General features: G+C 61.9%; 18 protein-coding genes. 9 read left to right on the top strand and 9 right to left on the bottom strand.

All coding sequences use genetic code 11. The annotated features are described in order from the left end of the window. Positions 1 to 8 precede the first annotated feature (8 nt). Positions 9 to 1,505, bottom strand: coding sequence for an MFS transporter (locus G8767_RS02140; RefSeq protein WP_166809204.1), 1,497 nt, complete (start codon positions 1,503 to 1,505; stop codon positions 9 to 11). A 99-nt stretch (positions 1,506 to 1,604) separates the two neighbouring features. On the opposite strand from G8767_RS02140, the gene G8767_RS02135 reads away from it, so the two are divergent. Next, complete coding sequence (locus tag G8767_RS02135; protein WP_095968624.1) at positions 1,605 to 2,264, top strand: TetR/AcrR family transcriptional regulator; 660 nt, start codon at positions 1,605 to 1,607, stop codon at positions 2,262 to 2,264. A gap of 9 nt (positions 2,265 to 2,273) precedes the next feature. On the opposite strand, the gene G8767_RS02130 is transcribed toward G8767_RS02135, so the two are convergent. Beyond that, positions 2,274 to 2,477, bottom strand: a complete 204-nt coding sequence (locus tag G8767_RS02130) for a PspC domain-containing protein (RefSeq protein ID WP_019745155.1) — start codon at positions 2,475 to 2,477, stop codon at positions 2,274 to 2,276. A 183-nt stretch (positions 2,478 to 2,660) separates the two neighbouring features. Beyond that, positions 2,661 to 3,515 carry an alpha/beta hydrolase gene (locus G8767_RS02125; protein ID WP_166809203.1) on the bottom strand — a complete coding sequence of 285 codons (855 nt, stop codon included), beginning with the start codon at positions 3,513 to 3,515 and terminating at the stop codon, positions 2,661 to 2,663. A gap of 260 nt (positions 3,516 to 3,775) precedes the next feature. On the opposite strand from G8767_RS02125, the gene G8767_RS02120 reads away from it, so the two are divergent. After that, entirely contained in the window at positions 3,776 to 4,192 is a 417-nt protein-coding gene (locus tag G8767_RS02120; RefSeq protein WP_166809202.1) for a PPOX class F420-dependent oxidoreductase, read from the top strand. 1 nt (position 4,193) lies between these two features. Here G8767_RS02120 and G8767_RS02115 read toward each other — a convergent pair whose 3' ends face one another. Then, the gene (locus G8767_RS02115; RefSeq protein ID WP_095968621.1) at positions 4,194 to 4,547 is read right to left on the bottom strand and encodes a helix-turn-helix domain-containing protein; all 354 of its coding nucleotides are present in this window, start codon (positions 4,545 to 4,547) and stop codon (positions 4,194 to 4,196) included. 109 nt (positions 4,548 to 4,656) lie between these two features. Between G8767_RS02115 and G8767_RS02110 the strand changes: the two genes are divergently transcribed. The 5 genes from G8767_RS02110 (at position 4,657) to G8767_RS02090 (ending at position 9,248) form a co-directional block, all read left to right on the top strand. Further along, positions 4,657 to 5,277 (top strand): malonic semialdehyde reductase, encoded by a 621-nt coding sequence (locus tag G8767_RS02110; RefSeq protein ID WP_166809201.1) that lies wholly within the window; start codon positions 4,657 to 4,659, stop codon positions 5,275 to 5,277. A 299-nt stretch (positions 5,278 to 5,576) separates the two neighbouring features. Then, positions 5,577 to 6,224 (top strand): ABC transporter permease subunit, encoded by a 648-nt coding sequence (locus G8767_RS02105; RefSeq protein ID WP_095968619.1) that lies wholly within the window; start codon positions 5,577 to 5,579, stop codon positions 6,222 to 6,224. Then, a complete protein-coding gene (locus G8767_RS02100; protein ID WP_166809200.1) occupies positions 6,221 to 7,441 on the top strand; it encodes an ATP-binding cassette domain-containing protein in 1,221 nt (406 codons plus the stop codon). The genes G8767_RS02105 and G8767_RS02100 overlap by 4 nt, the downstream gene beginning before the upstream one ends. A 35-nt stretch (positions 7,442 to 7,476) precedes the next feature. Next, positions 7,477 to 8,256 (top strand): ABC transporter permease, encoded by a 780-nt coding sequence (locus G8767_RS02095; RefSeq protein ID WP_095968866.1) that lies wholly within the window; start codon positions 7,477 to 7,479, stop codon positions 8,254 to 8,256. Next, positions 8,253 to 9,248, top strand: coding sequence for a glycine betaine ABC transporter substrate-binding protein (locus G8767_RS02090; RefSeq protein WP_095968617.1), 996 nt, complete (start codon positions 8,253 to 8,255; stop codon positions 9,246 to 9,248). Before G8767_RS02095 ends, G8767_RS02090 begins: the two co-directional genes overlap by 4 nt. On the opposite strand, the gene G8767_RS02085 is transcribed toward G8767_RS02090, so the two are convergent. The 5 genes from G8767_RS02085 to G8767_RS02065 all read right to left on the bottom strand — a co-directional run bounded on the left by G8767_RS02085 (position 9,249) and on the right by G8767_RS02065 (position 15,206). Then, entirely contained in the window at positions 9,249 to 10,025 is a 777-nt protein-coding gene (locus G8767_RS02085; RefSeq protein ID WP_124567727.1) for a trans-aconitate 2-methyltransferase, read from the bottom strand. A gap of 59 nt (positions 10,026 to 10,084) precedes the next feature. Continuing rightward, positions 10,085 to 11,131 (bottom strand): phosphatidylinositol-specific phospholipase C domain-containing protein, encoded by a 1,047-nt coding sequence (locus G8767_RS02080; RefSeq protein ID WP_206028798.1) that lies wholly within the window; start codon positions 11,129 to 11,131, stop codon positions 10,085 to 10,087. A gap of 66 nt (positions 11,132 to 11,197) precedes the next feature. Further along, positions 11,198 to 12,892 (bottom strand): class I adenylate-forming enzyme family protein, encoded by a 1,695-nt coding sequence (locus G8767_RS02075; RefSeq protein ID WP_166809198.1) that lies wholly within the window; start codon positions 12,890 to 12,892, stop codon positions 11,198 to 11,200. 42 nt (positions 12,893 to 12,934) lie between these two features. After that, complete coding sequence (locus G8767_RS02070; RefSeq protein ID WP_166809197.1) at positions 12,935 to 13,816, bottom strand: acyl-CoA thioesterase II; 882 nt, start codon at positions 13,814 to 13,816, stop codon at positions 12,935 to 12,937. A gap of 10 nt (positions 13,817 to 13,826) precedes the next feature. Further along, a complete protein-coding gene (locus tag G8767_RS02065) occupies positions 13,827 to 15,206 on the bottom strand; it encodes an MFS transporter (RefSeq protein WP_124567729.1) in 1,380 nt (459 codons plus the stop codon). A 278-nt stretch (positions 15,207 to 15,484) separates the two neighbouring features. On the opposite strand from G8767_RS02065, the gene G8767_RS02060 reads away from it, so the two are divergent. Together G8767_RS02060 and G8767_RS02055 are read left to right on the top strand one after the other, a co-directional pair. Then, positions 15,485 to 16,651 (top strand): thiolase family protein, encoded by a 1,167-nt coding sequence (locus G8767_RS02060; RefSeq protein WP_166809196.1) that lies wholly within the window; start codon positions 15,485 to 15,487, stop codon positions 16,649 to 16,651. A 37-nt stretch (positions 16,652 to 16,688) separates the two neighbouring features. Then, positions 16,689 to 18,221 (top strand): long-chain fatty acid--CoA ligase, encoded by a 1,533-nt coding sequence (locus G8767_RS02055; RefSeq protein ID WP_166809195.1) that lies wholly within the window; start codon positions 16,689 to 16,691, stop codon positions 18,219 to 18,221. The last annotated feature ends 102 nt before the right edge of the window (positions 18,222 to 18,323 follow it).

The following is an 18,323-nucleotide window of genomic DNA, read 5'->3' as shown; positions in this document are numbered from 1 at the left end:
ATTTGCCGTCAGTGGGCGATTACCGGTTCACCTTCCGGCGAGTCCGGAAGCAGCCCGCTCCGAAGAACCAGTCCGGTCAACACCGCACCGACCGCGAAAATGCCTGCTGCCCAGTAGAACGTCGTGGTGTAACTCTCGACGGCGGCCTGCGCCTGGGTCAGCGGGTTCATCTCGCGCCCCACCAGGTAGTTGGTGGAAGCCGAGGCTGCAATCGTGCTGAGCAGTGCAGTTCCGATCGAGCCACCAACCTGCTGCATCGTGTTGACGGTGGCAGATGCGACGCCGGCGTCTTCGTGATGCACGCCCGAAGTTGCCCCCTGCATCGACGGGGCGAAGATGCTGCCCATTCCGAGTCCGGTGACCACGAGGCCGGGCAGGATGTGGACGGCGTACGTGCTGTCCACGGAGATCTGGGCGAGCAGTGTCATTCCGATCGCGGCGATGACCATTCCGCTCACGATCAGCACTCGCGGACCAACCCGAGGTAGCAAGACTGCTGTCGAAAGCGTTGCCGCCGTGACAATTCCGAATACCATCGGCATGAATGCGAGACCGGTCATGATCGGGCTGTACCCGAGGATCAGTTGCATGTAGTACGTCAGGAACAGGAAGACAGCGAACATGCCTGCGCCGGAAAGGAAGATCGCAAGATACGAGCCCGCCCGGATCCGGTCGAGCACCACCCGCAGCGGAAGGAGCGGGTGTTCGGACTTGGTCTGCCAGTAGATGAATGCAGCCATGAAGACTACGCCGGCAACGAGCCACGAAATGGTGGGAGTTGCACTCCACCCATCAGATTCGGCCTTCGAGAATCCGAAGACGATGCTGAACAAGCTGATGGAGACCAGGATCGTTCCCGGGATGTCGAGCTTGGGCCGCGAATCACTGGTGTGCGGCGCGAGCAACAGAACCGCTCCGACCAATGCGATCGCCGCGAAGAAGAGATTCACGAAGAGGCACCAGCGCCAGTCGACCCACTCGGTGAGAGCTCCGCCGAGCAACAGGCCGATGGCGCCACCACCGCCGGCCACGGCACCGAAGATGCCGAAAGCCTTGGCGCGCTCACCCGGATCGGTGAATGTCACGGACAACAGAGACAGTGCCGCCGGAGCAAGGAGCGCACCGAACACGCCCTGGCCCGCGCGAGCGGCAACAAGCATTTCGAAGTTGACGGCTGCGCCACCGATGGCGGAAGCGACCGCAAAGCCGACCAGGCCGACGATGAACGTTCGCCTGCGCCCGAACAAGTCGCTCAATCGACCGCCGAGCAACAGCAGGCTGCCGAACGCCAACGCGTATGCCGTGATGATCCACTGGCGGTCGGAATCACCGAACTCCAGTGAGCGCTGCGCAGCCGGCAGCGCGATATTGACGATGGTGGCATCCAAGACCACCATCAGCTGCGCAATTCCCAGAACCGCGAGAACCAGCCACCGCTTTGCGTGGTTGTCCCCTGAAGGCGCTGAGGACTGCTCGAATTCAGTCCGTTCAGCAATGTCTGACATAGTCCCTCGCCCAACCTATGCGGAGATGGCTTCTCCGGTTAGCAAAAACGCTACACGAAAACGGAGAGGCTGTCTCCACTTGGCGGGTAGAGTGGAGACATGAGTACCGCAATGGGGCGCCCGCTTCGCGCCGACGCTGCACGTAACCGGCAGTTGATCATCGATGCCGCACGTGAATTGTTCGCCGAAGAAGGGATCGACGTCACACTCGACGACGTTGCCCGGCGCGCGGGTGTCGGCGTCGGAACTGTCTATCGGCGGTTCGCCAGCAAGGAAGAATTGATCGACGGAGTCTTCGAACAGAACTTTGCCGACATCGCCGCCACTGCCGAGGCATCACTGAACAATCCGGATCCGTGGGACGGACTCGTCACGTTCGCCGAATTCGCCTGCAGCCGTATGTCGGTCAATCGTGGGCTCAAAGACGTCCTGAACGGAACCGACGAGGGCTGCGAGCAGCTGGCATGCCAACGATCCATCGTCGAACCGTCGGTCGAGAGGATCTTCTACCGGGCCCAGGACGCCGGAATGCTGCGTCCCGACGCCGTCCCCACGGACCTGTTCGGCCTCATCTTCATGGTGGGAGCAGTCACCGAATTTGCTCAGCCGGTCAACCCGACTGTGTGGCGCCGATACCTTTCGGTGATGCTCGACGGACTACGCACCGAGGGATTGCATCGTGACTCGCTTCCCCTCCCTCCCCTGAGCACCGAAGAACTGCACGAAGCGAAACAACTCATGAAGAATCGGCGCCGCTGAGCGATTCGATCAGATTTGCTCACGAGGAATGAAAATCCACATCACGATGTAGATCAGAAACTGCGGGCCGGGCAGCAAGCACGAGAGCACGAACAGCAAGCGGACGGTCGACGACTTCCACCCGAAGTATCGAGCGATCCCGGCGCACACCCCGCCGAACATCGCGCCGGAGCGAGCTCGAGTGAGTTTGCGGGTCTTCATGGGCGAAGTCATGTTCGGTGTCCCTTCAGTGGATCTCGCGGACTGTCCGCGTCGACTTCCACTATCCGCCGCCGGGGCACTCACGCGCATCAGGCCATGGACCCATCTTTTCCGGTGCCGTACATACTCAGGTACAGGTCCGTCCCCGCGTGGGACTCAGGGTTCTCCCCCACATCTCAGCCTCACACCTCGGCCTCACACCTCGACGGGAAACATCCGTCGAAGTCGTTTCGGTGCCGCAAAGGGTTGCCAGTTGTCGACGTCCTGCGCCAGACGATCGGCAACCGTCCACAACGCAGAGGGGTTGTGAGTCAGCCCCATGTGACTACCTTGCACCGCAACGCTTTCCGATAGTCCAGACGTGGTTTCACAGCACGCTTGCCACGGAACGATGCCGTCGTGCCTGGAGTAGACCGACGTGGCAGGTACCGAAATGGGCGGTCCCTGTTCGGATTCGATGCCGTCGACCGGAGGCATCATGGCATGGTTGCCGGACAAACGAGCGTAGAGCGATCCGACTCGCGTCTGCTCCAGACTGGTGAGACCGAAAGGCGAACCGAGTGTCACCACCTGACGTACTGAGTCCGGCAGGTCCCTCGCCAGCTTTCGAGCGTAGATTCCGCCCAGACTCCAGCCGATCACCGACACCTTCTGCTGGTACCGATCGGACACTGCAGCCAATGCGGCAGGCAATCCGTCGACCACCATCGCCGTCGGACCGGTGTTGATGCCCAGATTCCAGCCGTGGACACGATATCCGAGGAATCCGAGATACGCCCTCAACGCGAACGTGGACACATCGGACGTCAACAGACCGGGAAGAACCAGGACCGGGTGACCGTCCCCTCGCGGCGATCGAAGCAGCCACGGCGCAGCTACGAGTAACGACGCGATGTCGACGAGTCCGCGCGTCGGTTCGCTCAGACACATCGCCAAGGACGGTGGGCCAGGAACGAGCGGGCCGACTTCGCGAATCAGGGCCGATCCTCGAGCCCTCTCGAATTCGGTTTCCGCAAAATCGATCGCAGAGACTTCCGCAACTACGGACACCTGGACTCCTGTCGGCCGGTGCCCTGATGGGGAGCGGTTCCGCGGGCTGTGTGCTCAACCCGCGGAACCTTGTCCTCATCCGCCACCGGTAGCGAACAGGACCCGTTCTGCCCACAGATTCACGTCGATACATCTGAACCCGACCAAAACTGTGTGATCCAGAACACTAGTTTTGGATACGTTGCATCTACGTTGCGTGCATGTTTCGTCATTGCCGTGGAGAAGCTGTTACCCGGGAGAAGCTACAGAAGGAGAAACACATGTCATTCACGGACGAAGAGATCGCCTACTTGCAGTCGCAGCCGCTGGCGCGCGTAGCGACCGTCTCACCGAACGGACAACCCGACGTCGTTCCGTTGGCCTTCGAGTACGACGGGGCCCACCTGTGGATCGGCGGGGTCGGCGAGGCGGTCATGCGGACCAAGAAGTTCCGCAACATCGGGTCAGGACAACTCGAAGTCGCCCTGGTCATCGACGACATGCCGTCGTTCGAGCCATTCGTCGCGCGCGGAATCAGAATCTACGGAATCGCTGAACGGCCGATCGAGAGGGTAGGAATGGTCGGCCCCGGAATCTATTCACGCATCACGCCGACAGTCTCGTGGAGTTGGAACCTGGCCGGAGAACCCGCTGGTGAAACCTGGTACACGGCACGCAGGACCGTTCACACGCGTTAGCTCAGTTCGAGCAATTCTCAGGTGGCAAGTTCTCGGCAGCCCAGGTTGTCAGTTCGCTGAGGGCTGGAAGCAGTGCTTGCCCCGACGCCGTGAGTTCGTACTCCACGGCGATGGGCGGACCTGCATCGACGCTCCTCGTCACCAAGCCTGCCCCCGCCAACTCCGTCAGGCGTTCCGAGAGTACCGAATCACTGATCCCGCCAACTGCGCGCTTGAGTTCGGAGAATCCCGCCGGCCCGTTGAGCAGCGTGCCGAGAATGACGCCGTTCCACCGTTTGCCCAGGAAGCCGAACGCGCGGGCCAACGCCCCGTCACATGCGCGGGGCTCGTGTTCCGCTTCGCTCTTGCTCGCCACCCCACCATCCTAGCCACAGTGCTACCGTATCCGTAGGCACTATTTTTTTACTAGCAACTAGCTTTACCGGGTTACGCTCGGTCGAGCTACCACGGAACGGAATCCCCCGATGTCTCTCGACGCAGCCACCCCATTCACCGCCCAGCAACTCGACGAAGCCGGCCGCGAACTCCTCTTCACCGCGGCTCGCACCGCCAATTCCTTCTCGAACGAGCCCGTGACCGACGACCAGCTCACCGCAATCTGGGAGCTCGCGAAGTGGGCACCGACCGCGGCAAACACCAATCCACTGCGCGTGTTGTTCGTTCGCACCGAGGAGGGCAAAGCGCGCCTCGTCGAGCACATGGCTGACGGAAACAAGGCCAAGACCGAAGCGGCTCCTGTAGTTGCGGTTCTCGCAGTGGATACCGAGTTCTACAAGCACATCCCCACCCTGTTCCCCGTCCGCCCGGAGATGAAGGACTACTTCGAATCCGACGAAGCTGCCGCCAGTTCGACCAGTCGGTTCAACGCCGCACTGCAGGCCGGCTACGTGATCCTCGCGATTCGTGCACAGGGTCTGGTCGCCGGCCCGATGGCCGGATTCGATGCGGCCGGCATCGACGGCGAATTCTTCGCGGACGGACGTTTCAAGACGATCCTCGTAGTGAACATCGGCCACCCCGGCGAGAACCCGTGGTTCGATCGTCTCCCACGCCTCTCCGACGAGGACGCGCTCAGCTGGGCCTGAGCCCAATTCGGAAAGATTCGTACAAGGCGGGAGGGTTCTTCGGAGCTCTCCCGCTTTGCTGTTTCCAGCACGTTTGAGATGGTTGTCTGCTGGGTACAGAGACGCGACTCGCAAACTCGCACGTCCAGAACAACATCCGACACGCTGCAATCGGAATTAGTTGCAGTATCGGAGTTTTTGGACGACAGTCGAGACAAACCCCTCGGCCGGAAACGGCTGCGGGGAAAGCCCTTGTGCGCCGGTCGGTGTCGAGGGAAGACGTTTGCGAGCAGAAGTCCGAAGAAAGTGGGTTCGGAAATATGGGCGCGCTATGGGATTTTGTCGTTGCACGACGACAACAATTGATGACCGACTCGTACCTACATGTTTCAGCAGTTATCCAGTCCGTGATCATCGCGACGATTGCCGCCGTGATCATCGGAATTCTCGTCTACAGAAGCCCGGTCGGTTCGTCCGTGGCAACAGCTTTGGCCAGCACGATCTTGACGGTTCCTTCGTTCGCTCTTCTCGGACTGCTCATTCCGATTCTCGGTCTCGGCGTCGCCCCGACGATCACCGCACTGATCCTGTATGCCCTGCTCCCGATCATTCGGAACACGATCATCGGCCTGGATGCGGTCAACCCGGCCATCACCGACGCGGCGCGCGGCGTCGGAATGAATCGCATGCACGTACTGAGTCGAATCGAGCTACCGATTGCGTGGCCCTCGATCCTCACCGGCATGCGGGTCAGTACGCAGATGCTCATGGGCATCCTGGCCATCGCCGCATACGCCAAAGGTCCAGGTCTGGGAAACCTGATCTTCTCCGGACTCTCGCGGGTAGGCAGCCCCAATGCTGTTCCGCAAGCGCTGGTCGGCACCGTACTCATCGTCATTCTGGCCCTGATCCTCGACGGAATCTACGTCGTCATCGGCCGTCTCACTACTTCGAAGGGGCTGCAATGACCGAAACCATTCCGTCCGACGTATCCGCTGATCAGAAGGTGTCCGGAGTCGAGATCGTTCTCGAATCCGTGACCAAGCGTTACCCGGGCCAGAAAGCTGCAGCGGTGGACAATGTTTCGCTGACTGTTCCCGCCGGCGAGATCGTGGTATTCGTCGGACCTTCGGGTTGCGGCAAGACGACGACGATGCGCATGATCAACCGTCTGATCGAACCCACCTCGGGCAAGATCACCATCGACGGCAAAGACGCCCTGTCCATCGACCCGGACAAGCTTCGCCGCGGCATCGGATACTCGATTCAGCAAGCAGGCTTGTTCCCGCACTTCACCATTGCGAAGAACGTCGCGACGGTGCCCGGCCTCATCGGTTGGGACAAGAAGCGAATCGCGGCACGGACCGACGAGATGCTCGACCTCGTCGGCCTCGACCCCGAGACTTATCGTGACCGGTACCCACGACAGCTCTCCGGTGGCCAGCAACAGCGCGTGGGCGTGGCGCGGGCACTCGCCGCCGATCCCCCGGTTCTGTTGATGGACGAGCCTTTCGGTGCCGTCGATCCCATCACTCGCGGTCTCCTCCAGGACGAACTGATGCGTCTGCAGTCGGAGTTGGGCAAGACCATCGTGTTCGTCACCCACGATTTCAACGAGGCAGTCAAGCTCGGGGATCGAATTGCCGTGCTGGGTAACCAGTCCAGCATCATGCAGTACGACACCCCCGAAGCGATCCTCGCCAATCCCGCCAACGACATGGTCGCGGGTTTCGTCGGCGCCGACGCATCACTCAAGCAGTTGACCTTGACCCGTGTGCGTCAGATCAAACTCAAGCAGTGCCTCACCGCGCGCGAAACCGATTCGGTCGACGACTTGAGAACCGCACTCGCAGCACGCAAGTGGAAATGGGCCTTGATTCTCGATCAGCGTGGCCGACCGCTTCGCTGGGTCTCACCCGGGCACCTCGCTCACGCGTCGACCCTTCGAGGTGTCGGTAACGAGATCGGTGAGGCCGTGTCCATCCAGTCCACCCTGCAGGATGCGTTGGAAGCTCTTCTCGCCGAGAGCAATGCATCCACCGTGGTCACCGGACGGCGCGGCGAGTACGTCGGCCTCATCACGATCGACACGCTGGTCAGCCATCTCTCCGAGATGCGCGAGGAGCATGCCCACGATCACGACGACGACGAGTCCGACGCCGAGAACGTCGAGGGTCGAATATGAGTGCCACGACCGAAGACCTCGTCGCCGCGCCCGAGATGGAACCGGACGCTCCCGATCTCGGCGCCGCCGAGAATGCGGCCACCCGCCGAGCTGAGCGGATGCGGCTGTACGTTCAACCCGTCATTGTTCTGATTCTTGTCGCGGGCGTGCTGACCTGGGCGTTCACGCGCGAACTGAACGCGACACAGAAGGCCAGCATCAATCTCGACAACATCGTCACGCTGACGTGGCAACACGTGCTGATCACCGCCGCTGTGGTCATCATTGTCGTCGCCATCGCGGTTCCGCTCGGAACATTGTTGACCAGACCGAAATTCACCCGCTTGGCACCGTTCTTCGTCGGCATCGCGAACATCGGGGCCGCGGCACCGGCCATCGGCCTCCTGGTGCTTTTCTATCTCGCGACCAGAACGACGGGCTTCTGGATCGGTGTGTTTCCGATCGCGTTCTACTCACTGCTTCCCGTGCTACGCAACACGATTCTGGGTTATCAGCAGGTGGACAAGACTCTGATCGACGCCGGACGTGGTCAGGGGATGTCTTCTCTGACCGTACTGCGTCAGCTCGAATTCCCGATGGCTGTCCCGTACATTCTTGCGGGCCTTCGCACTTCGCTCGTACTGGCCGTCGGCACGGCAACGCTGTGCTTCCTGGTCAGTGCCGGTGGTCTGGGCATTCTGATCGACACCGGGTACAAACTGCGCGACAACGTCACCCTCGTGGTCGGCGCCGTACTCGCAGTGTCGTTGGCCTTGCTGATCGACTGGCTCGGCGCGCTCGCCGAAACTTATCTCGGGCCCAAGGGATTACGATGACCAAGACTTCGATCACCAGAACGCGGGGCTGGAAACTCGCAGTTGCCACGCTCGGCCTCACCCTTGTCGCGTCCTGCGGCCTGGAATCCGGTGGCGCACTGCCGCTGGCAGTCGGCCCCGGCAGCATCGAGCCCGTTCCCGAGCTCGAGGGAGTGAAGATGACCGTCGGCTCCAAGGACTTCACCGAGCAGATCGTGCTCGGGTACGTCATCGAGTTCGCTATGGCGGCGGCAGGCGCGGATGTTCGAGATCTCACGAACATTCAGGGCTCGAACAGCACCCGTGACGCACAGTTGAACGGGCAGATCGACCTTGCGTACGAGTACACCGGGACCGGGTGGATCAACTATCTCGGAAACGAAACTCCACTTCCCGACTCGCAGGCGCAGTTCGAGGCGGTCCGCGACGCAGATCTGGCCGCTAACGACATGGTGTGGACTGATCCGGCGCCGATGAACAATACGTATGCATTGGCGATGAGCAAGGAGACCGCCGAGAAGACCGGCGTCAAGACGGTTTCCGACTACGCGAAGTTGGTCGAATCCGATCCCGGTGCTGCAGTGACGTGCGTCGAGACCGAGTTCAACGTCCGTCAGGACGGCTATCCGGGTCTGGCAGCCAAGTACGGCTTCGACGCCTCGCGAGCCCAGCGGCAGATTCTGCAGACGGGCATCATCTACCAGGCGACGGCCGACAGCGACCAATGCAAGTTCGGTGAAGTCTTCACCACCGACGGTCGCATCATCGCACTCGATCTGGTTCTCCTCGACGACGATCTGCAGTTCTTCCCGAAATACAATCCGGCGCTGGTGATGAAAAAGGACTTCGCGGAGGCACATCCGCAGGTTGCCGAAGTCATGGCGCCGATCTCGGAGAAACTGACCAACGAGGTGATGACCGAGCTCAACCGGCAGGTCGACGTCGACGGCAAGGAGCCGGCGGACGTGGCCCGTGACTGGCTGGTCTCGGAAGGCTTCGTCACAGCCGAGTAGTTACCGCTTGCGTCCCACACAGAACACCCGCCGGAACGGAAACAGCGTTCCGGCGGCCGTGGCGGGATACGCCTCTCGCAGCAGGTCGGAATACTGACGCTCGAACTCCGGAGCGTCGGCCTCGCCGAGAACGTCCAGGACCGGCCGAAGTCCAGTACCCCGTACCCATCCGAGCACGGGATCGGCACCTGCCAGCACGTGTACGTACGTCGTTTCCCATGCGTCGACGTCGAACCCGTGTTCCTGCAGCCGCTGCGCGTACGCCACCGGACTGTCGACACCTTCCGGGCCGCGTAGGACGCCGCCCAGTCGCTCGCTCCATTCCGCGGACTCCGCGAGGCCTCGCATGAGCGCATGTGACGGCGCATCGAAGTTTCCCGGAACCTGCCACGCCAGCCACGACCCGGATGCCAGGGTGTCCGCCCACTGGTCGATCAGCTCGCGGTGGCTCGGAACCCACTGCAATGCAGCGTTACTGACGACCACGTCGTAACCGGTGGCGTCGAAGGACATGATGTCCCCCAACTCGACGGTGACGTTTCCCGGCAGGTCTGTCGGGGCCTGCGCCACCATGTCGGGAGACGAGTCGAATCCGGATACCGAGGCGTCCGGCCATCGTTCCCCGAGCATCGCGGTCAGGTTGCCTGAGCCGCAGCCGAGGTCGGCTACCCGAGTCGGGTCTTCGGTGGTCACCCGTGAGACCAGGTCCACGAACGGGCGTGACCGCTCGCCCGAATAGCGGCCGTAGACTTCGGGATTCCACGTGACAGTGCGCATGAACCCATCCTGCACCCTGTTCCTGAGAATTGCCGCCTGCCAGATCTTGTCGGCGAAAATCACCGACGCGGCACCACGGTGGACAGTACGTTCGGCAATCTCGACCAGTCCGCGGTGATGTAACTCGCGTGCTCACCGGCCAGCCGGTCGAGTCGCTCGCTCGCTTCGGCTTCCGAGGCATGGGTTCCGTCGATCTGCGGAGCAACCTTGTGCGCGTCGGTCATGACGAGCAGGTAGCCACGATCGTGGTACCACTGCGGTTCCACATCGCCCGAGGTGTAAGCGAGGGCGTCGCCGTCGAAAATCACGAACCACGGTCGGATCCCCGGATCGGCGTAGCGGTCGAGACGGGGATCTCCCGGCGATGCCCGGTGAACAGCAGGAAAGGCCGCGCCGAGTTGGACGAGCCCGGCAGCGGACAGATCTCGCAAGTGCGTCGCGTACTGCTGGTCGGTCCAGTCCGTGTCGAGAGGGTTTCCCTCCTCGATCGTTCCCGGAATCAGCTCGAACAAAAACTTGCCGGTCATCTCGGAAACACTCGGCCATCCGCGCTCGGCGACCGCGGCATCCGGGGTCGAGTAGGACTCACCCATCAGATCGGACGGAGTGAAAACCGCGTCGCCTAGGGTCCCGAGAATCAAGGCGTCGAGATCGGCGGGTCCACGTCCGTAGCCGGCCGTGAAACCGTCCTTGAGTTCCAACTTGATCATCACCGGCGGATGCTCGGGATCGGCTTCGTGCCACGCGCGCATATCCGCCAGGCATCCGCGAAGTCCCTGATCTCGCAGACCGCTTCGCAATCCGGCAGCGTCCTGCGCACCGACGCAATTGCTGTCGCTCGCCACCGGATTCATGTGCGACACACGCCAGTCCGGACCGCCGCCGTTGGTCCACAGATCCAACTCGAGCAGGGACGCCCCTGAATCCAGAGCGTCGGCGAAGTACGGGAACGTCGCCTTCTCGTAGGAGTTGTGGACGCCGACGGACGTGGTCTCGGAAAACGAGTGAGCTCGGCCCGCGGTCGTCTCGGCACCGGCAGAGGGCGCCGAGACTACCGAGACAACCGCCGCGAACGTACTCACACCGGCTACCAGGAATCCACGCATGTTCGACACTCTCGCAGAAATCACGCCGCGGCAGGACCGAATCGGGAGAGTTACTGGACGATCGTCCTAGACTGCGTCGGCGACAAGGCTGTTCCTCAATACGTTCTTCTGTATCTTCCCTGTTGCCGTGACAGGCAGTTGGTCGACGAACCTGATGGAACGAACCTTCTGATACGGCGCCACCTTCGCGGCCACGTAGTCCGTCAGTTCCCGCTCCAACAATTTCAAGGCCGACGCAGTCTCGGACGCGAAGTCGCGGTTCAACTGAACGAATGCCGTCACGCGCTCACCGACCACTGGCGCCTGTTCGCCGACGACGGCTGCCTGTGCAACGGCAGCGTGTGAACACAGAATCTCTTCGAGCGGCTGCGGATACACGTTGTAACCCTTGTAGATGATCATGTCCTTCGATCGCCCCACCAGAAACAGGTGCCCCGCCTCGTCCAGCCGCCCCATGTCTCCGGTCGCCAGCCACCCACCGCGGAACTGAACCGCAGTCAGTTCCGGCTGGTTCTGGTACCCGTCGGTGATCTGGGGCCCGCGGGCCCAGACCTCACCGACCTCGCCGGCCCCGAGGACTGCCGAATTCTCGTCTCTGATCTCGAGTTCGGTGTCGAAGATCGCGACGCCGACGCTGTCCGGCGGCGTCGCGACGTCACAGTTCAAAGGCGCACCCGTCAGGCCCATCGTCGCTTCGCTCAGGCCGTATCCCTCCGTGACCCAGGCATTGTCGAAGATCGTTTGCAGGCGCCGCAGCGATGTCGTGTCGAACGGGGCTGCCCCGGAGTTGATCGCACGCACAGAGGACAAGTCGTGCGATCCGATCTTGTTGCTCGCCAACAACGCGTAGTACATCGCGGGCGAACCGGTGATGTGGGTGACGCCGAGGCGCTCGATGTCTGCCAACATCCGGTCCGGATCGAAGCGGCCGGTGAAGACAACAGTCGATCCGAGCAGAGTACTGACGTTCTGTCCGACCAAGCCCAGACCGTGAAAGAGTGGCGCCACCGCGATGTTGACACCTTCGCCCGGAACCAGCGCATGAGGACCGCGATCGACGGTCGACTGCATTCGAAGCCCGCCGAGTTCGTCGAGTTCGGTGAGAAGCCCAGATCGCCAGGACGCCATCTGGATGACATTCGAGACCAGGTTACGGTTCAGTACGCGAACAGCTTTGGAGCGTCCGGTCGTACCGCCGGTCAGCTGAAGATGAGCGACGAGCTCCGGATCGACACTGTACGACGTCAGCGGATGCGCCTGCAACAGATCCCCGAATGCAAGAACGCCCTCCGGCAGAGCCGTTTCGGTCGTCGGCGCCGAAGGTGTCGCGGATACGCACACCACAGCCTCGACGCACTGCGCAGCCGCTGCCAGAACGATTCCGACGGATTCGGGGTGCGAGATGACCACGCGTGCCTTCACATCGTCCAACTGATCGCGGAGACCGGCCGGCGGGAGAGTCGGATTGACCGGCGCCACAGCAGCACCCGCACACAGCGCCCCGTAGTACGCCACGACGTACCACAGGTTGTTCGCCATATGGAGCGCCACCACGTCCCCCGGCTGGACCCCGAGTGCACGCAATCCCCCGGCCGCTCGCTGTGCGCGTTCGTACAGCTCGGCGAAGGTGAGTTCAAGGTCGCCGTCTTGCAGCGCAATTCGGTCAGGGTACGCGCGAGCAGCCCCTGCCAGAACTGCGTCGATTCCTGTCGTCGGATAGTCGAGGCACCGGGGCATATCGGTCGGCCAGGCGAGCGTCATGAGTAAAACCTCCAGCTGTTCGGAATGGATGGAATGAATCTTCTAATCGATCCGGCGGACCAACGACTCTTGGACCACAGTGGCTACCAAATCTCCTTTCCTACTCCAGAAATGCCCACTCGAGAGACCGCGCCCGTCGCAGGACGACGGACTGGTTTGCGAGAACAGCATCCAGTCGTCCGCCCGGAACGGGCGGTGGAACCACACAGCGTGATCGAGGGAGGTCACGATCGCCCTGGATTCTCCTTTGAGCATCGAACGATGCGGCTGGATATCGAGTGACGCTGTCGACGCCAGTGTCATGTCGGAGCCGTACGTGAGCGCGCAGACGTGGAGCAATGGATTGTCCGGCAAGGCCTGAGCAGGTTTCAGCCACACTGTCTGCTCCGAAAGTCCCGGTACTGCACGGTAGTCCGATACCCGATCCTGCGGTACGAAGCGCAGTGACATCACCCGAACCGTAGTCGCGGCCTGATATTCCTCAGGTCGCTCTTTCGCCCAGTGCTCGTACGGATCCGGAAGGTCCTCGGGTGGTGGCACTTCAGGCATGACCAACTGTCGATCCGCACCGTCTTCGGACAACTTGAAGGAGGCCGACAACGTGAAGATCGGTTCTCCGCCTTGTCTCGCGGTGACCCGACGGGAACGATACGACCGCCCGTCTCGGAGTCGTTCCACCTCGTAGACGATCGGCTTGGTGGGATCGCCTGCACTGAGGAAGTAGCCGTGAAGAGAGTGCGCGAGATTTTCCGATGGAACGGAACTTCCCGCTGCGGTCAGAGCCTGGGCTGCCACCTGCCCACCGAACGCCCTCATCGGATGCCCGGCGTGACAGTATCCGCGAAACTCCTTGCTGCTCAGCTTTTCCAAGGTCAGCAAACTCTCGAAGTCAGGCGAAACATGATGATCGAGGATGGAGGTCATCGAAATCGGCCTATCGGGCAGCGACAACGGGAGCGTGGGGGCGCACCGAGTTCTTGTCACGGGCAGGATCGATGATGACGATGCCGATGACGGCCACGACGAGCGCTACCCCACCGAGGATCTGGAAGGCGGTCGCGTAGCCGTCGCCTCCGTCACCGGCCGCGTCGACGATGCGTCCCATCATGTACGGCGCGATGAACCCGCCGAACGCCATGAGCGACAGGAACACCCCGAGTACCCCGGAAATTTGCTTCGGCGGGCACAATTCGCTGACACACGCATTGAGAAGCGGAAGTACCGGAGTACATATCGCGTAGCCCAACGACACCATGAACACAGCCATGACAGGCGCATCGACGAACGGCAGGAACACCAACAACGTGCCGCCGATCAGCATGCCGACCGCCGGAAAGACAACCCGAGCAGCACGCATACCGACGCCTCGGGTGATGAGCTTGTCGCTCAACCACGTGCTGCTCAACATGATCGCAAGACCGATGAGGCTGGGGATGGAGAACATCGATCCAGCCTGAAGTCGCGAATAACCAAGGCCCAGTTCGAAGTACGACGGCAACCAGGTGAGGACTACCGCTGCCAGTGCATAGGCGGCTGCAATGAGCAGAACACCGCCGATGAAGGTGCGGGTGCGGAAGATGTGCAACCAGGGCACGGCCGGCTCAGCGTCAGTCGCAGGTGCCGCAACCATTTTGGGGTTCGAGCCGTCAGGGCCCGAGTCGGCATCATCTGCCTTACCCGAGTTGGCAGCTCGTCCGTACGGACCCTCCTTCCACACCGCCAGCCAAAGCACAGCCCACAAAAGCCCCGCGATCGCCAATGCGACCAGCGCAGAGCGCCAGCCCCAGGTGACCGCGACGTACGCGAGAATGGGCGCGATCGCAATCTTGGCGATCGACGCCGAGCAGGTCAGGACGGCTCCGGGCAAGCCACGGCGCGCCGGCGCATGCCAGGAGTACGCGGCGGAAAACAGTAGCGGCGAGTTGGGACCTTCGGCGAAACCGAGAATCATCCGACTCACGAGCAGGGTCACGAAACTGGCTGAGAGCATGAGCGGCAGCATCGCCACGGACCACAGGACGACCAGCAGAACGAGCGCCCAGCGCAGTCCGAGCCACTTGTCGAGGGCACCGGAGAACAAACCACCGAGCGAGAGCATCAGAAAGAAGGCACTTCCAGCCAGGCCGATGTCGGAAGCGGAGAGCCCCAATTCCTTGGCCAAGGGCTGGGCGATGATGCCGAGGACTGCTTTGTCGGCAAAGTTGATGACGTACATGGCGACCAGCACACTGGTCATTCCCCAGGCGACTGTCCTGGATTCGCCTGCTTCTCCGAGCTTGGCCCGAGGCCGACTCACCTGCTGTTCGAGTACCACTAAATCTCCTTGGACTGGTAAGGGAAGATTCGCCACGACTTCGCCTTTGGCGCTGCCATTCCCAACCTGGTGATGGGCATCACATCGTGGACTGGGCAGAATTCAATCACTAAAAAAGCTTCCTAGCAAGGAATTCGCCGGATAATGTGAATTTGCCATAACTTGAAGCACGGTCGAGATCAATCTAGATACAAACCGCGAAACAAGTTATCGTCTATTCACTTAACTGTTTGTCTACGAAGAGCCGACCCCTCAGGTCGTCAACGAAGGAGCCCGCCATGACCGACGCCGTCATCGTCGACGCAGTTCGCACCCCGATCGGAAAGCGGAACGGAGGACTGTCCGGGGTCCACCCGGTCGACCTGTCCGCCCACGTTCTTCGCGCCCTCACCGAACGCAACGACCTCGATCCGAGCACGGTCGACGACGTTTTGTGGGGTTGCGTCAGCCAGGTCGGTGAGCAGGCCGGCGGCGTCGGCCGATACGCCGTGCTCGCCGCAGGTTGGCCCGAGTCGGTCACCGGTGTGACCGTGGATCGGGCCTGCGGGTCCTCGCAGCAGTCCTTGCATTTCGCCGCGGCCGGAATCATGAGCGGCCACTACGACATCGCGGTCGCCGGTGGCGTCGAGAGCATGAGCCGCGTCCCCATCGGCTCCGCGCGCAGCGCCACGCAATTCGGCAAGCCGTTCGGCCCGTTGGTCCGGCAGCGATACAACGGCGTGGAGTTCAACCAGGGCGTGGGCGCGGAAATGATCGCCGAGAACTTCGGACTGACCCGAACGCAGTTGGATCAGCACGCTCTCGACTCTCACGAGCGAGCAGCCGCGGCCATCGACGCGGGTGCATTCGCGAGTCAGATCAGCCCCGTGAAGACGACGGCAGAAGACGGAACCGTGTCCATCGTCGACACCGACGAGGGAGTCCGTCGCGGGTCGACTCTCGGGCGGTTGGCCGCGCTGCCTACCCCGTTCAAGGACGACGGGCGTGTCACCGCTGCCAACTCGTCACAGATCTCCGACGGCGCTGCTGCACTACTGGTCACCAGCAGCGAATTGGCGGCTCGCCGAGGGTGGAAGCCCATCGCCAGGGTCCACACCGTGGCATTGGCAGGCGTCGACCCGATCACCATGGCCACCGGTCCCATTCCGGCCACCGCCAAGGCCCTCGAGCGTTCGGGACTGTCGCTGTCCGACATCGGGGCTTTCGAGATCAACGAGGCTTTCGCTTCGGTCACTCTGGCTTGGCTGCAGGCGACCGGCGCCGATTATGCCAAGCTCAACCCTCTCGGCGGCGCGATGGCGCTCGGTCATCCGCTCGGTGGTTCGGGCGCACGTCTGACGACGACCCTCGTACACCACATGCGCGACAACGGCATTCGGTACGGATTGCAGTCGATGTGCGAGGCTGGCGGTCAGGCCAATGCCATGATCCTGGAACTGATCTGAATCAGGCCACGCGCCACGGACTCCTTGGAGGAAGCACATGCAACTGACTCAATTCATTCACCGGTCCATGCGAGCGGCCCCGGAAACCCCGATGACGGTGTTCGGAGATCGAGTCCGGAGCTGCCGGGAATCGGTCGAACGAATCACGAAACTGGCGGGCGGATTGCAGGCGATGGGCCTGCAACCCGGTGATCGCGTCGCGATACTGGCATTGAATTCGGACTGGTATCACGAGGCACTCCTCGCCTGTTGGTGGTCGGGAGCGGTGGCCAGTCCCGTCAATACTCGTTGGAGCCCAGCGGAAATCACGTATGCGCTCGAGGATTCCGGCTCGACCTTCCTACTGGTCGACGACAACTTCGCTTCCACCGTGGGCGTCCTCCGCGAATCGTGCCCAAGTCTGGCGACCGTGATCTACTGCGGCGACGGACAGGCTCCCGAGGGAATGCTCGACTACGAACGGGTGATCTCGGAATCGGTGGCCGTCGCCGATCTACGCGTCGGCGGCGACACCCTGGCACTGCTGCTGTACACCGGTGGTACGACGGGCGTACCGAAGGGTGTGATGGTCAGCCATCGATCGCTGATCACTTCGGCCTTGGGCACACTCGCCGCAGGAAATGTCGCCGTCAGCGGCGGAGTGAACCTCGCTGTCAATCCTCTGTTCCACATCGCGGGGATAGTCGGGTGGCTGGCCCAGTCGCTGATGGGCGGCACTCAGGTCTTCTTGTCGAGATTCAATCCGGGCGTATTCCTCGAGGCGGTCGACCGACATCGGCCGACAACCGTCGGCCTGGTCCCGACGATGCTTCAGATGTTGATCTCGCACGAGGACACGGCTTCCTACGATCTGACCAGTGTTCGAGTCCTGAGGTATGGGGCCTCTCCCATTTCTCCGACGCTTCTGGGGCAAGTCATGCAGATGTTCCCCAACAGTGCCTTCGCGCAGGGCTACGGGATGACGGAAACCGCCCACATCAGTGTTCTCAGCCCTGCCGATCATCTGGAAGGCGGCGAGTTGCTCCGTAGCGCCGGTCGCATTCTCCCGCACTGCGAGGTCCGGATCGTCGATCCGGCCGGCACGGAACTGCCTCCGGGTGAAGTAGGTGAAATCGTCACGTTCGGCAGCCACATCATGCTCGGGTACTGGAACAAACCGATCGAGACCGCCGAGGTACTACGTGACGGATGGATGCACACGGGTGATGCGGGATACCTCGACGAGCGCGGTTATCTGTTCATCGTCGATCGAATCAAGGACATGATCGTCACCGGAGGCGAGAACGTCTATTCCACCGAGGTCGAAAACGCCTTGGCTCGACACGAATCCGTGGCAGCGTGCTCTGTCATCGGCCTTCCCGATTCCCAGTGGGGCGAACGCGTACATGCCGTGGTTGTTCTTCGAGCGGATTCGAACATCGACGCCGGCGCATTGCGCGCGCACGTGAAGACACTCATCGCCGGGTACAAGGTTCCTCGCTCCTTCCAGTTCGTCGATGCGTTGCCGGTCAACGGCGCCGGAAAGGTGCTCAAACGCGATCTGCGTGCCCTTGCCGCCGCGTCTGAGTAGTCAGCCCCCACCAAACTCGGGAATCAACCATCACTTGCATCAGGTTCTGAAATTCCTTGACAACTGCAGCTATCTGGGTCAAAGTGAATATACGCTAACCGC

Source organism: Rhodococcus sp. IC4_135 (assembly GCF_011602025.1).
GTDB lineage: Bacteria > Actinomycetota > Actinomycetes > Mycobacteriales > Mycobacteriaceae > Rhodococcus_F > Rhodococcus_F baikonurensis.
Note: the sequence above shows the minus strand (reverse complement) of the source record. Positions and strands in the feature narration are given on the sequence as shown.

Coding starts and splice junctions, on each gene's coding strand:
- G8767_RS02085 (WP_124567727.1), bottom strand. CDS start 10,025: ATGCGCACTGTCACGTGGAATCCCGAAGTCTACGGCCGCTATTCGGGC.
- G8767_RS02120 (WP_166809202.1), top strand. CDS start 3,776: ATGTCATTCACGGACGAAGAGATCGCCTACTTGCAGTCGCAGCCGCTG.
- G8767_RS02105 (WP_095968619.1), top strand. CDS start 5,577: ATGGGCGCGCTATGGGATTTTGTCGTTGCACGACGACAACAATTGATG.
- G8767_RS02135 (WP_095968624.1), top strand. CDS start 1,605: ATGAGTACCGCAATGGGGCGCCCGCTTCGCGCCGACGCTGCACGTAAC.
- G8767_RS02070 (WP_166809197.1), bottom strand. CDS start 13,816: ATGACCTCCATCCTCGATCATCATGTTTCGCCTGACTTCGAGAGTTTG.
- G8767_RS02090 (WP_095968617.1), top strand. CDS start 8,253: ATGACCAAGACTTCGATCACCAGAACGCGGGGCTGGAAACTCGCAGTT.
- G8767_RS02080 (WP_206028798.1), bottom strand. CDS start 11,131: ATGCGTGGATTCCTGGTAGCCGGTGTGAGTACGTTCGCGGCGGTTGTC.
- G8767_RS02095 (WP_095968866.1), top strand. CDS start 7,477: ATGGAACCGGACGCTCCCGATCTCGGCGCCGCCGAGAATGCGGCCACC.
- G8767_RS02075 (WP_166809198.1), bottom strand. CDS start 12,892: ATGACGCTCGCCTGGCCGACCGATATGCCCCGGTGCCTCGACTATCCG.
- G8767_RS02130 (WP_019745155.1), bottom strand. CDS start 2,477: ATGACTTCGCCCATGAAGACCCGCAAACTCACTCGAGCTCGCTCCGGC.
- G8767_RS02100 (WP_166809200.1), top strand. CDS start 6,221: ATGACCGAAACCATTCCGTCCGACGTATCCGCTGATCAGAAGGTGTCC.
- G8767_RS02140 (WP_166809204.1), bottom strand. CDS start 1,505: ATGTCAGACATTGCTGAACGGACTGAATTCGAGCAGTCCTCAGCGCCT.
- G8767_RS02055 (WP_166809195.1), top strand. CDS start 16,689: ATGCAACTGACTCAATTCATTCACCGGTCCATGCGAGCGGCCCCGGAA.
- G8767_RS02110 (WP_166809201.1), top strand. CDS start 4,657: ATGTCTCTCGACGCAGCCACCCCATTCACCGCCCAGCAACTCGACGAA.
- G8767_RS02060 (WP_166809196.1), top strand. CDS start 15,485: ATGACCGACGCCGTCATCGTCGACGCAGTTCGCACCCCGATCGGAAAG.